This window comes from Flavobacterium sp. HTF, from assembly GCF_003105115.1.
Classification (GTDB): Bacteria; Bacteroidota; Bacteroidia; order Flavobacteriales; family Flavobacteriaceae; genus Flavobacterium.
The window spans coordinates 1-13889 of the sequence record NZ_QETH01000035.1 but is presented as its reverse complement, the minus strand read 5'-3'; the positions used below and the strand labels follow the sequence as shown (position 1 = coordinate 13889).

General features: G+C 34.0%; 12 protein-coding genes and 1 pseudogene. 6 read left to right on the top strand and 7 right to left on the bottom strand.

Going from position 1 to position 13889, the window contains the following annotated elements; translation table 11 throughout:
- The first annotated feature begins 71 nt into the window (after positions 1 to 71).
- Together DCO46_RS12195 and purE are read left to right on the top strand one after the other, a co-directional pair.
- On the top strand, positions 72 to 1226 hold the full coding sequence (locus DCO46_RS12195; RefSeq protein ID WP_116752809.1) for a 5-(carboxyamino)imidazole ribonucleotide synthase: 1155 nt from the start codon (positions 72 to 74) through the stop codon (positions 1224 to 1226).
- Between the two features lie 70 nt (positions 1227 to 1296).
- Positions 1297 to 1782 carry a 5-(carboxyamino)imidazole ribonucleotide mutase gene (gene purE, locus DCO46_RS12190; protein WP_073418297.1) on the top strand — a complete coding sequence of 162 codons (486 nt, stop codon included), beginning with the start codon at positions 1297 to 1299 and terminating at the stop codon, positions 1780 to 1782.
- 72 nt (positions 1783 to 1854) lie between these two features.
- Here the strand turns inward: purE and DCO46_RS12185 are convergent, their stop codons facing one another.
- Positions 1855 to 2523: a hypothetical protein gene (locus DCO46_RS12185; protein WP_116752808.1), complete on the bottom strand. Its 669-nt coding sequence runs from the start codon at positions 2521 to 2523 to the stop codon at positions 1855 to 1857.
- A 223-nt stretch (positions 2524 to 2746) separates the two neighbouring features.
- Between DCO46_RS12185 and DCO46_RS12180 the strand changes: the two genes are divergently transcribed.
- From DCO46_RS12180 to DCO46_RS12170, 3 genes are all read left to right on the top strand, one after another.
- Positions 2747 to 4774, top strand: coding sequence for a M3 family metallopeptidase (locus DCO46_RS12180; protein ID WP_116752807.1), 2028 nt, complete (start codon positions 2747 to 2749; stop codon positions 4772 to 4774).
- Between the two features lie 184 nt (positions 4775 to 4958).
- Positions 4959 to 5993, top strand: a complete 1035-nt coding sequence (locus DCO46_RS12175) for a hypothetical protein (RefSeq protein ID WP_124019561.1) — start codon at positions 4959 to 4961, stop codon at positions 5991 to 5993.
- 106 nt (positions 5994 to 6099) lie between these two features.
- A complete protein-coding gene (locus tag DCO46_RS12170) occupies positions 6100 to 6759 on the top strand; it encodes a vancomycin high temperature exclusion protein (RefSeq protein WP_116752805.1) in 660 nt (219 codons plus the stop codon).
- 55 nt (positions 6760 to 6814) lie between these two features.
- Here DCO46_RS12170 and DCO46_RS12165 read toward each other — a convergent pair whose 3' ends face one another.
- The 6 genes from DCO46_RS12165 to DCO46_RS12140 form a co-directional block, all read right to left on the bottom strand.
- Positions 6815 to 8077 carry a cation:proton antiporter gene (locus DCO46_RS12165; protein ID WP_116752804.1) on the bottom strand — a complete coding sequence of 421 codons (1263 nt, stop codon included), beginning with the start codon at positions 8075 to 8077 and terminating at the stop codon, positions 6815 to 6817.
- Between the two features lie 168 nt (positions 8078 to 8245).
- Complete coding sequence (locus DCO46_RS12160) at positions 8246 to 10054, bottom strand: hypothetical protein (protein WP_116752803.1); 1809 nt, start codon at positions 10052 to 10054, stop codon at positions 8246 to 8248.
- A gap of 61 nt (positions 10055 to 10115) precedes the next feature.
- Entirely contained in the window at positions 10116 to 11738 is a 1623-nt protein-coding gene (locus DCO46_RS12155) for a tyrosinase family protein (RefSeq protein WP_116752802.1), read from the bottom strand.
- Positions 11739 to 11740: 2 nt separating this feature from the next.
- Positions 11741 to 12226: a hypothetical protein gene (locus DCO46_RS12150; protein ID WP_116752801.1), complete on the bottom strand. Its 486-nt coding sequence runs from the start codon at positions 12224 to 12226 to the stop codon at positions 11741 to 11743.
- 168 nt (positions 12227 to 12394) lie between these two features.
- The gene (locus tag DCO46_RS12145; RefSeq protein ID WP_116752800.1) at positions 12395 to 12790 is read right to left on the bottom strand and encodes a DUF1842 domain-containing protein; all 396 of its coding nucleotides are present in this window, start codon (positions 12788 to 12790) and stop codon (positions 12395 to 12397) included.
- A 241-nt stretch (positions 12791 to 13031) separates the two neighbouring features.
- Positions 13032 to 13361 carry a hypothetical protein gene (locus DCO46_RS12140; RefSeq protein ID WP_116752799.1) on the bottom strand — a complete coding sequence of 110 codons (330 nt, stop codon included), beginning with the start codon at positions 13359 to 13361 and terminating at the stop codon, positions 13032 to 13034.
- A gap of 424 nt (positions 13362 to 13785) precedes the next feature.
- Between DCO46_RS12140 and DCO46_RS23230 the strand changes: the two are divergent.
- Positions 13786 to 13889, top strand: a pseudogene (locus tag DCO46_RS23230) (transcriptional regulator); the annotation flags it as partial.

Sequence of the window (13889 nt, the reverse complement as noted above, 5' to 3'; positions counted from 1 at the left end):
TTATCTCTGACAAAAAACTAAATTTTGGCTAAAAAAGATTAAAAGGTATCTTTGCAAAAACACAACACAAAATGAATTATTTTTCTTCTGATTTTAAATTAGGAATTCTGGGCGGCGGACAATTAGGCAAAATGTTATTGTCTGACACCCGAAAATTTGATATACAAACGTATGTTTTAGATCCGAGTGACGAAGCACCCAGTAAAATTGCCTGCAATAAATTCTTCAAAGGTGATTTGATGGATTACGAAACGGTTTACAACTTCGGAAAACAAGTCGATGTTTTAACTTTCGAAATTGAATTGGTTAATCTTGAAGCTTTAACACAATTAGAAAATGAAGGCTTAAAAGTATATCCGTCTCCAAAAACCTTAAGAGGAATTCAGAATAAAGGAACTCAAAAAGATTTTTATACCGAAAGTAATATTCCGACAGCTGCTTACTTGCGATTTGATAATCACGAGCATTTGTCAAAATCTGTTGGGGATAATGAAATCACGATTCCGTTTGTATGGAAGTGTACCGAATTTGGTTATGACGGAAACGGTGTAAAAGTAATTCGTCAGATTTCTGATCTGGATGATCTTCCAAATGTGGAATGTATTGCAGAAACAATGGTTCCGTTCAAAAATGAATTGGCGGTTATTGTGGTAAGAAATCCATCCGGAGAAATTAAAACATATCCGGTCGTTGAAATGGAGTTTCACCCGGAAGCCAATCAGGTTGAATATGTAATCTGCCCGGCAAGGATAGATGAAAAAGTAGCAGAAAAAGCCAGAGCAATTGCTTTGAATGTTTCTGAAAAATTCAATCATGTTGGACTTTTGGCAGTCGAAATGTTTCAGACCAATGAAGATGAAATTTTGGTAAATGAAGTGGCACCCCGCCCGCACAATTCAGGACATTATTCTATAGAAGCCAGTTATACTTCACAATTCGAAAATCATTTACGCGCTATCTTAGATCTTCCGTTAGGAAATACAGACAGTAAAGTTGCCGGAGTTATGGTAAATTTAGTTGGTGCAGAAGGTTTTTCCGGTGACGTAGTTTACGAAAACATCGAAACCATCTTAGGCTGGAATGGTGTTACTCCTCATATTTACGGTAAAAAACAAACCCGTCCTTTCAGAAAAATGGGTCACGTAACCATTGTAAATGAAGATATGCAGGAAGCAAGACGAATTGCAGAGGATGTTAAGAATACTATTAGAGTAATTAGTGATTAGTCGTAGTTTATTACAGTTTCCAAAAACCTGAAACTTTAAACCTGAAACAAAACACAACAAAAATAAAACCATGAGCAAAGTAGCCATAATAATGGGAAGCATCTCAGACATGCCAGTGATGCAGGATGCAATCGACATATTAAAACAATTTAATGTAGAAGTTGAAGTAGATATCGTTTCGGCACACAGAACGCCGGAAAAATTATTCGATTTCAGCAAAAATGCACACAATCGCGGCATTTCGGTAATTATTGCCGGAGCTGGCGGTGCGGCACATTTACCAGGAATGGTGGCTTCAATGTCTCCTCTTCCTGTAATTGGAGTTCCGGTAAAATCAAGCAATTCTATTGATGGCTGGGATTCTGTTTTATCAATCCTTCAGATGCCGGGTGGCGTTCCTGTTGCAACAGTTGCCCTAAACGGAGCAAAAAACGCCGGTATTTTAGCAGCGCAAATCATCGGAAGCCACGATAAAAAAGTTTTAGATACAATTATTTCTTATAAAGAAGAATTAAAAGCAGCGGTTAATAAAGCGGCTGAAGGTTTGAAGAAATAAAAACACACATAAATAAAAAGGCTTCACATTACGCGAAGCCTTTTTTATTTTATACTATTTTATTGCCAGAAATTAAGCTTCATTTTCAATTTCTTCCAAAACAGATTCAAATTCATATTCCGTTATATCTTCCTTATTTATCCAATTTTCCGAAGTAACCAGATTATAATTGATATCATCTGCTGTTGTCAATTCCCAAACAATACCTTCCGCTTCTGGAAATGGAATATTTTGAGACATTTGATTCTCAAACAATCTCTTAATAAGATTTCTGTCAGACAATCCGTTATTCAGTAATTTCAGCACGTTTTCGGCTGTTAACTTTTGTACTTCACTATCAGTTGGTGTTATCGAAAAATGCACAACAGATGCTTTTGCATTTGGAAATTTACCATTGTAGGCTTTAAAAAGCAATTGATTCACATGAAACAGCGTTCCCTGCATTCCAATTACGGGATATTCTTCACAAACCTTATCAATTAACATATTGTTTGCTATTTGCTCAATTTGTCCATCGCCTAATTGATCTCCCAATTTGTATTTCAATACGATTTCTGCTGCTTCATTAGGCTCATAATCAGAAATAGCCATTTCTAATAGTTCGGGCAAACTACTCTTTTCTGCGGTTGCTCCGTCCGGATAGTTGAATTTTTCTAATAACTGAATAAAATCTTCATCAGACCAATATCCTTCTACTTCATTCACTGTATCAATATTCTTTATTACAACTTGATTATTCATTATTTTCTTTTTAAATTATGATTAGCATTTTATAATTCTAATCGCATTTTCTCAATTTACGCTTTTAAAACCGCTAAACGAAAAAAATAACATATCTATAACACATTTCGTCTCAGATTTTTTGTCGAGAATCCATCTTGTTTAGGTGGCTTGATTTTTTATAAATTGCTATCTTTGGAATTCAAAAAATTTCGACTTCAATAAATAAAATAATTATATTATAATGAGTGTTTTACTTTCAAAATTTACTACCAAACATAATACAGCGCCTTTTTCGCAAATTAAAATCGAAGATTATTTTCCTGCTTTTCAGGAAGGGATTGCTTTGGCAAAAGCAGAAATTGATACAATCGTAAATAATCCGGAAACACCGACTTTTGAGAACACTATTCTGGCAATGGAATATGCTGGTGATATTCTGGACCGTCTTTCAAGTATTTTCTTCAATTTAAATTCGGCTGAAACCAATGACGAAATGCAAAAAATCGCTCAGGAAGTTTCGCCTTTATTGGCAGAATTCGGAAATGACATTACGCTTAACGCTGAATTATTTTCTAAAATAAAAGCGGTTTACAATCAAAAAGAAAGTCTGAACCTGAATCCGGAACAAACTACGCTTTTAGACAAAAAATACAAAAGTTTCTCCAGAAACGGAGCCAATCTTGCTGAAGACAAAAAAGACCGTCTACGCGAAATTGACAAAGAATTATCAAAACTGAGTTTACAATTTGGAGAAAATGTTCTGGCAGAAACAAATGCTTTCGAATTACATTTAACAAACGAGAGCGATTTGGCAGGTTTACCTGAAGGAACTATTGAAGCTGCAAGGTTATTGGCCAAAAGTCAGGAAAAAGAAGGCTGGATTTTTACTTTGGACCATCCAAGTTATATTCCGTTTTTGACTTATGCGGATAATCGTGAATTACGCAAAAAAATGGCAATTGCTTTTGGCGCAAAAGCTTTTCAGAATAACGAATTTGACAATCAGGAAAATGTACTCAAAATAGCCAAATTACGTTTCGAAAGAGCCAATTTATTAGGTTATAAAACACACGCTCATTTTGTTCTGGAAGAAAGAATGGCCGAAAGCCCGGATAAAGTTTTTACTTTTTTAAATGATTTACTGGCAAAAGCGAAACCTGCAGCACAAAAAGAATTTGCAGAATTAACCGCTTTCGCTAAAAAATTAGACGGAATAGAACAACTTGAGAAATGGGACGGTGCTTATTATTCAGAGAAATTAAAACAGCAGCTTTTTAATTTAGACGATGAAAAACTAAAGCCTTATTTTCAGCTGGAAAAAGTTTTAGACGGAGCATTTACTGTTGCAAAAAAACTATACGGATTAACTTTTACGGAAGTTTTTGACATTGATAAATACCATGAAGAAGTTACTACTTATGAAGTGAGAGATGCTGAAAACAATTTAGTTTCTATTTTTTACGCTGATTTCTTTCCAAGAAAAGGAAAAAGAAACGGTGCATGGATGACTTCATTCAAATCACAATATGTAAAAGACGGCGTAAACGAAAGACCACATATTTCAAACGTTTGTAATTTTACAAAACCAACTGAAACAAAACCTTCATTATTGACTTTTAATGAAGTGACTACTTTATTCCATGAATTTGGTCACGGTTTACACGGAATGTTAGCGAACACCACATATCCGAGTTTATCCGGAACTTCTGTTTTCTGGGATTTTGTAGAATTACCAAGTCAGATTATGGAAAACTGGTGTTACGAACCGGAGGCTTTGGCTTTGTTTGCAAATCATTATGAAACGGGAGAAATTATTCCGATAGAATATGTTCAGAAAATTAAAGAAAGTGCCAGTTTTCAGGAAGGTTTGGCTACGTTACGCCAGCTAAGTTTTGGATTGTTAGATATGGCATGGCACGGACAAGATCCAACGAACATTACAAATCTGAAAACTTTCGAAACAGAGCAATTTGCTAATACTCAATTGTATCCGGATGTAAAAGAAAATGCCATGAGTACGGCGTTTTCACACATTTTCCAAGGCGGTTATTCTTCTGGTTATTACAGTTACAAATGGGCTGAAGTTCTGGATGCGGATGCTTTTGAATTTTTCCAGGAAAAAGGAATTTTTAACGAAGAAGTAGCAAAGAAATTCAAAGACAACGTACTTTCAAAAGGAGGAACAGAACATCCGATGACTTTGTACAAACGTTTCAGAGGACAGGAACCAAAACCGGAAGCTTTATTGAAAAGAGCGGGATTACTATAAATTTAGATTTCAGATATAAGATTTTAGATTAAAACCGAAGCAGAAACGCTTCGGTTTTTTATTAGATAAAATCTAAAATTTTCATATAAAGTTTTATAAAGTATATTTAAACAATAAATATTTATTAGGTTTGATTCTTTAACAAAAAAATCATATCTCAAATTAGTTACAAATTAAAAGAATAATGCTAAAACTTTTTACTACACTTTTTTTTCTATTGACTTTATATGGATTTTCTCAAGAAAACAAAAACCGAAAAAAGTATAATATCACTTTTGAAAGTAATGAAGAAATTAATCATTTAAATTTTGACAATTATCTATATGGTAAAATCCATAAAATTCAATACGAAAAATTCATTTATGAAATTGCAGATAAAAAAAACACATTAACACTCAATGATTTCAGAATAAGTTATTATGATTTAAAAGGAGGGTTAAGGAAAATTGAATTATATAATAATGAGCGTAAATTACTTTATACAAAAATTGAATTTGGTAAAGGTTTTACCTTTGACTTAAGACCCGTAGATAAGAAAATTAAAATTGATAGTCTTGCAAAAATAATTGAATATTCAGATCCTGAAAACGGCAATAAAACAATCACTTATTTGTTGGATAACGACTTTAAAGTTAAGTCTATAAATACTGTTATTAAAGATAGTCTTAATATGTATTATTTCAATATCTATGACAAAAATCAATTAATACGTGTAAATTCTCGTATGGATACACGATTTTATAAATGGGATAATTTAGGTAGACTACAACATTTAGAACAAATCGAAAATGAAAAAAATTTCATAGCAAATCATAAAAAGTCTCCAAATTTCATTTTAGATTTTAAGTACAATAACGATACAATAATTACCAATAAAAAATCAAATAATGAGGCAATTTTTTATAAATCAGTAAACAAAAATGACGGTGTAATTCTCCCAATTTTTGAAAACAATCCGATAGAAACGATAACATATTTTTACAATGAAGATTATTCTCTTTATAAAATGGTTTATTTTTTCAAGAAAGCAAAAAGTAAGGTCATTTATAAATATGAATTAGATAAATATGGAAACTGGTTAAAAAGATTTGATAACAATAAAATAAGCTACTTCCGAAAACTAACTTACGATAAATTTGGGAATTGGATTATTGAGGAACAATTCGAAAATGGAAATAAGATTAGTGAAACACATAGAAAAATAACTTATTACCAATAATACTTTGTCTAAAAAACTCTGTTTTTTTATTCATTTAGATTAAAATACTAATACTTATTTTACTTATCTTTCACGGCTTTTCAATTTTAACTTAATAAATTTCGATTTGAAAAAATATCTAAAAATCTTCCTTTACCTTATAATCATTGGACTAATTGCCATTATTTCTGTAAATTATTACGTAAAATCTTCAACCAAAACCCGCATTTATTATTCGGTAAAAAAATTCCTGAAAAATGATGTCGGAATTATCTTTGGTGCAGGAATTAATGGAAATCAGCCCAGTAAATATTTAAAAGACCGTCTTGACGCCGGGATTTTATTATACAAAATGAAACGCATCAATAAAATTTTGCTTTCCGGTGATAATGGACGTGACGAATATGATGAATTAACGGTTATGAAAAATTACTGTTATACGCATGGCGTTGACACTAGCAAAATATTTGTTGATTATGCCGGTTTCGATACTTATTCAACCATGTATCGTGCGAAACATATTTTCAAAATTAAACGAGCCACTTTAATTTCTCAGAAATACCATCTGAACCGTGCGATTTATATCGGAAATAAACTAGGTGTAAAATCAGTTGGTTTCTCTGCTAATAATGGGGAGTATTTGGGATATAATTATGTTTGTTTCAGAGAATATGGCTCCATTTTCAAATCTTTTTTTGATGTGTTACGAAATCGTGAACCTCGTTTCTTAGGCAATGAAATCAATATTCATGGAGAATCAAATTATTCTAAAGAAGATAAAAGATAAAAAAACCTGCAGGAATATCCTGCAGGTTTTTTTAAATAATCTAAAAGTAAAATCTTTATTCTTTCTCTAAAACTTTTTTTGCCAGTTTTCCAACAGTAAGTCCCTGAACAACGATTGAAAATAGAACGACAATATACGTTACTTCCAGCAACAGGTTTTTATATTCTCCTTCCGGCATAGAAAGTACCAGTGCAATAGAAACTCCGCCACGGATTCCGCCCCAGACCAAAACCATCAGGGAACCTTTATTATATGCCGATTTAATCCCGAAAAATTTAAATATATCAAAGAATTTCCATGGTAAAACGATAGAGGCAATTCTGGAAAATAATACTATAAAAATAGCCACAAAACCAGTTACCAATTGTTTGTTTAAATCGGGCAGCAATAATAATTCGAAGCCAATAAATAAGAATAAAATAGCATTTAATATTTCATCGACAAGTTCCCAAAACTTCTCTAAATAATCTTTGGTCACTTCGCTCATAGCGACTTTTTTACCGTAGTTCCCAATAATCAATCCGGCAACAACCATAGCCAATGGACTTGAAACGTGCAGACTCTGGGCAATTAAAAATCCTCCCATTACGATAGAAAGTGTTATCAGTACGGAAACTTTATAATCGTCAATTTTCTTCATAACGTTTGATGCTGAAAATCCTAAAATAGCTCCTAATAAAAGTCCACCTATTCCTTCTTTGGCAAAAAGCCAGGCAATTGAACCAAAACTCATGTCAAATGTCGGGTCAGTTGCCATTTTCAGCACAACAGCAAACATTACTACCGCTACCCCATCATTAAACAACGATTCGCCAACGATTTTGGTTTCTATTCTTTTAGGGACTTTAGCCTGTTTCAAAACTCCTAACACTACAATCGGATCGGTTGGAGAAATTAATGTTCCGAAAACCAAACAATAGATGTAAGGAATATTAATTCCGAAAAAAGGGACGATATAATAAAACAACAGTGAAATAATCAATGCTGACAATACCACACTGACTGTAGAATAAATCATAATTGGAACTTTTTGCTCCTTTAAATCTGCCATATTCACATGCAGGGCACCCGCGAACAAAAGAAAGTTCAGCATTGCTCCCATTAAGATTTCATTGAAATCAAATTCCTTTATTAATTCAAAAAAATGTTTTGTAGTTGCAGGAAAATAAGAATCACCCAGAAGACGAATACCTACTGAAACCAACATGGCAATAATCATGATTCCGATAGTTCCGGGCAATTTTAAAAATCTTAAATTTAAATAGGCGAAGAAAGAAGCCAATACAATTAGTATTGAAAAGGTGTAGTATAATTCCATAAAATGTGATTTTTACAAAAATATCTTTCCAATACTTAATATAAAATTTCAGCTGTTGAATTAACATAACTTTATTATTCTGAAAACAGGCAACATTTTGACATCAATTAAAAAATCCAGGACTTAAGAATAAGTTCTGGATTTTTTTCATTAACAATTTTCTAATTATTATTTTAAAATTCTCTTGGTTTGTGTATTTGGAGGCAAAGATATAATGTCTTCAAAAACGTGGCTCAAATCTCCTGGTTTCACACCATTATTATTATTGTGACATGAGAAACACGAAATGGCAGTTTGTTCTGTAGAGGCTGATGATGAAGACTGAACATAAGTTTCCATTGTACTATTTGACAATTGGCCTGTTCCAATTGCATCACCATGAGGAATCGAATCATTAACTGCTCCATAAGGATAAACGTTTCCATTTGGTCCCGCACCACCAAAAGTCCAGGTTGCGCCTATTAGTAAATAATTTTTTCTCACATCGTTACCTACCAGCATATTGCGAATGTCATTATTTATAGAAATTACTTCGCTGTTCGAATCTGCAGGAGTTTTATCTTCTCCGTTCGGAACCGTATTTGAAGCAACTCCCCACGCCATAATTCTTCGGGCAGTCGGGCTCAACAGTGACGGATTTTTAATCAAAATCGTATCTCCGCTTACCGTCATATTCTGAATGTTCTGCGCTCCGGTTGTATCATTGGCATTCGCATTAAAAAGCCATCCTTTTCCTGTATCTGCCGGAACATGTTTGACATTATTATTTTTATCTACATAAGAGTATGCTGTATTTGGAGAATTTTTTTCATGCTCGTATGTTGCCCAGATCATTTCGGGATGTCCGGCCACACTTCCTACAATGTGCATTCCAACTAAAGCCAGTTTTGCAGTTCGCTGCCCGTTTTCTACCCATTTATTTGGGTTCGATTTATCATAAGTCGGAATTATGGCTTTGATCGTAACATAAGTATTGGCATTTGGAAGATCTGTAACCTCAACCCAGGAAGTTTTTAATTCCATTGCCAGCGCATTAGGGTCAGGCGGAGCAGCCCATCCTTTTGTTTTTGCATAGGCAACAATGCTGTCTCTGGCACTTGCGGTAGTAGGAAATTGATTTCCGTTTAATTTACCTTCATTTACTCCGGTTAAAAAGTATGCATATACATCATTAACCATTGTAATATAATATACCAGGGATTTATTTTCTCCCATTAAAACTCCGTCTGATCCTGCCTGTCCTTGTTCTGACTGAACCTCATTTCCTTTGGAATCCAGAAAGATAGATTTCTTACCTACTTTGAATTCCTGTACAACTTCTGACGGATTAATTTCGCTTTCAATAACTGGTTTTGGGCTTTTGATAATTGTTCCTTTTACATCAAAAAAAGTATGCACCCCGTTTGCATTTGCTGCTACGCGACCAACCTGAACCAGTTTGTTTGCTTCATTTTTAACTTTCTCATCACTTTTTTGAGCTTCAACCTCAAACATTTTTCCGGATTTATCTATAATAACAGGAAGTCTGTTCGGTCCATCCTGAGTGATACTTCCGGTAGCACGAAGCAAAACATTAGGTTTATGAGCTTCCAGTGTTCGCTTTTTAGTAATCGGATCCTGAGGGGAAACATTATAAAATACCGGAGATTCTAAGATGGTTCCCTTATTTCCATACTCGCCTGAAGCCGGCGAAGTAATCCATAAAAACATTTGTTGGGACCATTTGTAGAAATCACAATTGTTATTATGAGGAAAGGTAACACTGTTCGCGGGTTCCACTAATCCGTTCTCGGTTACTTTTCCTGATTTGAACCAGGAATTAAATTCTGTTTCAGAAACGGTACAGGATTGTTTTACATCCTGTGGAAGGTATTCTGAATCTGCTGTCGCTAATAAATCATTCTTTTTGCATCCCAAAAAGATAATTATTAAAGCTCCCATAAGCAGAGCTGTGGTTTTTATATTCAATTTTTTCATGATAGGGTTGTTTTTGGGTTTTATTTATCTAAATGAATTATTTGATTTTAAATAGTAGATGTTATACAATCTCTACATGGAAAGTTATCGGTGGTTTTCCGCTTTTTAATACTGCTGCTTTCTTAAGATTTCCATCATTATTCTCATTATCACTTCCTCCTAAAACACCGTCACGTCCGTGTATTTCTATTTCTACACTATTCAAAGATGCCTTTAAAGCATCTTTTGAAGTTTCCTCCAGAACCGGTAATTTAAAAAATGCTTTTACTTCGAGATGCGTCTGACAGTTCGCACAATATTGGGAGTTCCAGCGGCTCAGGACAGCTTCTGTTCCTAAATGCTGTTTTTTTCCTTCGATTGTAGCAAAAGCAGAAATCATAAAAGAGCCTCTTATGGGAGCCTTATTAATTCTGGATACTTTAATCACTTTTGCATCTTCATTTTCTGCTTTTAAAAGTTTTGCTTCAGAAAACTGATCCAGTGACCCTTTGCTGTACGTTATCCCGAGTTGTTTTTCGATGTTAATGCAGTCCAAAGAATTATACGGTCTCTCCTTCCCTTTTTCTGTTATTTTAAACGGATTAAGCGGACTTTCTAAATCAAGCCATGAATTAGGCGCCATTCCAGGAGTTGGCCCCTGATTATCAACTGTATTTGTACCCGGATATTCCGGAAAAATTTCAAGATGATCCGTAAAACCATGTTTTTTCTGCCAAATCCAGAATACGCGGTCAATATTACAATGATGGAAGTAAAAAATAGGATCTAATCCTGCCGTATCATTTTCTCCCATATCTCCATTTGCACCTGGAATAGGCGAACGATCATAGGTAGGCAAATCGCAGCCCCCTACAGCAAGATGAATACTATTGTGAGGAGATTCCAGGGATACCACCGGAAGACTGCCTTCTTCTAAGTTTATATTCCATTCAGAAGCAGAAGTAGTGTTTGAAAATACAGTGTAATTAGGTGCTTCCAGACAGTCTTTAAACTTTTGATTTACATTCGTTTCAATTTTCTTCTTTTTAACGATGATATACGAATTAAGCCAATTTAAAATATTGTTGTTCAGTATTTTTACATTGTTATTATAATCCGGAAATTGCGCATTATGCTTTGCCGTATTTTTTCTGTCTTCGTCTGATCCTACCAAACCGGATAATGGATAACGAACCGTTTCATACCCTTTTGGTTTATTATAAAGATTATTATCTCCCTGAACATTATCGACAATATTTTTTGGAAAGACGAAAGAACGCAGCGGATTTGCTATTTTTTTTCCATCCAGTTCAAAAAACTCATCTGTTAAACAAGACGGAATACCTTTTTGCAATGATTCTTCATCCGTTTCATCCCAATAAGGCAGCATTACGGTTTCGCATCCTTTTATACTTTGCAGTGCTTCTTCGATTTTTAAAATATAAATACGGTGCCAGGTCGGAAACAATACATTTCCGTGATTGCAATATCCTCCCCAATACGCAGAGCTGCCCCATCCGGCGCCTCTGAAAGGCTCTCCATGAAAACCGCCCAACTTAAAAAAAGAATGGGGATCATCGGCCGGAAGTTCTTTTATTCCTTTCCATGCGCGCATTAAATCTTCCAGTTCTTTTTTATTTCCGTTTTCGTAATCTCTTTGTATTACCGAAATTGATTTTCTAACTTTTAATTGTGTAACAGACATAATTATATATTTTTGAGGTTATCGTGTTTTGGTGTAAATAAGTGAAGCCGGATAGCCGGAAACTGACTTAATAATGATCCTGAAATAAGACAGATCATACCCGTTATAAGCAGCCATTTTTCGTTATTAAAAGAAAATCTCGCTACAACAATTATAACAGCTCCGGTCAGGCTCAGCACAAAGGGTGCATAACTATCAGATGCCGATTTTTTGTAAATCATAAATAAATGAAGGGCAAGAAAAAACAGCAATACAGGAAGTAGCCATCCCATATAAGGCAAACGCGCCAGACCAAGGCTCCCAAACATGCTCATATAAACCGCCCAGCAAACCGGGCATTTAGGAAAAAAAGCGATAAAAACACTCAATAACATTGATGGGATAGCCCTAAGTGTTTTACGGGTCCTGGATATTGGTTTTACTTCAGTCTGTTTTTGTTCTTTGGCAGAACAACAGCAACTTCTGGTTTCCGGAATCAAATCATTCATAAGTACAGATGTTAAGTATTAATTAGGTTTGGAATATTAAATTTCAGGTTTACCGATACTAAAAAAAGACCGCCTTGGCCGGGCGGTCTTCAACAAAAAATTAGATATGAGCCAGGAATATTGCACATATTTAATATCCCTTTGATAAATTGTTTTTAGAGTTTTACTCTATACCAATTCCTCTTTTAATTTTTTTATCGCCTCAACTGGTACATTTTCAATCTGGTTTTTATAAAAGGAAAATCCTCCCGTTCCGTTCCATTCATCATCAACAACAAAATGCGCATCAAAATCGGCTAAGAAAGCCCCAAATGTATCAGAAGAAAAAGACTGGTCGTATTGCCCGTGCAGACTCACCACTTTTGTGAAATTGCCAAATCCCGTAGCATGTATTTTGCCTTCAACCTTGATTTCTATATCGCTATCAGTTTTATTCAGTGACTGCTGAATTAAAACTCTGCCCGATACGGCATTTTTTGATGGCATTACTACTAAACTAAATCTTGCTACTGGCGCACCTGGCGTTCCTAAATCCCCGATTGTGCCTTCTGATAAATTTTCCATGATCTTAGCTTTATTTTTTCTCTGCTTTAGAGTGTCTTTTTCTTTATCAAAACTAGATCAGATGTATAGTTTTAAGTAAAAAAATGTCATAAGACGGGAATTCCATGTTATGAAAGCGGAAAAAAATGTCATGAAAAATAATTTTAGTTTGTTGAGATTCCTTCAATAAAAAAAGTCCGATTAAAAAAGAAACACTGATAACTTAAAATAGTTATCAGTGTTTTTTAAAAGTTTAAATGGTTTAATTTACTCCGTCAAGAGATAAATGATTTGCTAATGTTGTACCTGAAGAGGTATATTCTGCAACCGCCGAATTACCTGACTGGTAAATAAATGCCTGAGATGCCTGATTATCATATCCAGCCATAACCCATATTTTCATCCAAAGCATAGAACCATCCGGTACACCAAGACTACCAGGATCTGTTGTATAAGATTGTCCTAAAAGTTCGTTATCTGTCTGAGAAGAATGTTTTAGCTGACCGTTTGGATCCACATACACAAATTCTGTTCTGCAAACGTATCCACCTTCCTGATTTAATTTAAATTTTCCAACTGTTTGAATTGCCATGATAATAATTTTTAAAATTTTATAACCTACTCTATTTCTGCTTTTCGGTTTCCGCAGCTATTATTTCTGTTGTAGCAGATTTTATTTTTCTAAAATCATATCTACTCTGGAAATCATCATTTGTTTTTAAATCAGAAATTATAAGAATAGTGTATGGGAATTTTATGCTATTCATCTAAAAATCCAGCTTAAAACAAATACTGAAAACAATTTTGCCGGTCTTTTTTATTTTCAATGTCAAAACTATCCCAGATAATAGTGTTGTAATTAAAAAATGTCACAGAGAGAAAATTCTTAGCTATAAAGAAGTAAAATTGTGATATGAAAAGATTTAGATAAAGCCAAAAATCTATTTTTACATTTTCTAAAAAATAAACTTTCATTTATTTTTGAAAGTTTAAAAACTTTTGTATACATTTGTATCATGGAATTCAGAGAAGCAAAAAATAAATTCGTACAGACCTGGGGAGCATTAGGTTCTCAATGGGGAATTAATAAAACCATGGCACAAATCCATGCATTATTAAT

Excerpts from the sequence above, each read along its gene's own strand:
- DCO46_RS12195 (WP_116752809.1), top strand. The coding sequence starts at position 72 with ATGAATTATTTTTCTTCTGATTTTAAATTAGGAATTCTGGGCGGCGGA.
- purE (WP_073418297.1), top strand. The coding sequence starts at position 1,297 with ATGAGCAAAGTAGCCATAATAATGGGAAGCATCTCAGACATGCCAGTG.
- DCO46_RS12185 (WP_116752808.1), bottom strand. The coding sequence starts at position 2,523 with ATGAATAATCAAGTTGTAATAAAGAATATTGATACAGTGAATGAAGTA.
- DCO46_RS12180 (WP_116752807.1), top strand. The coding sequence starts at position 2,747 with ATGAGTGTTTTACTTTCAAAATTTACTACCAAACATAATACAGCGCCT.
- DCO46_RS12175 (WP_124019561.1), top strand. The coding sequence starts at position 4,959 with ATGCTAAAACTTTTTACTACACTTTTTTTTCTATTGACTTTATATGGA.
- DCO46_RS12165 (WP_116752804.1), bottom strand. The coding sequence starts at position 8,077 with ATGGAATTATACTACACCTTTTCAATACTAATTGTATTGGCTTCTTTC.
- DCO46_RS12160 (WP_116752803.1), bottom strand. The coding sequence starts at position 10,054 with ATGAAAAAATTGAATATAAAAACCACAGCTCTGCTTATGGGAGCTTTA.
- DCO46_RS12155 (WP_116752802.1), bottom strand. The coding sequence starts at position 11,738 with ATGTCTGTTACACAATTAAAAGTTAGAAAATCAATTTCGGTAATACAA.
- DCO46_RS12150 (WP_116752801.1), bottom strand. The coding sequence starts at position 12,226 with ATGAATGATTTGATTCCGGAAACCAGAAGTTGCTGTTGTTCTGCCAAA.
- DCO46_RS12145 (WP_116752800.1), bottom strand. The coding sequence starts at position 12,790 with ATGGAAAATTTATCAGAAGGCACAATCGGGGATTTAGGAACGCCAGGT.
- DCO46_RS12140 (WP_116752799.1), bottom strand. The coding sequence starts at position 13,361 with ATGGCAATTCAAACAGTTGGAAAATTTAAATTAAATCAGGAAGGTGGA.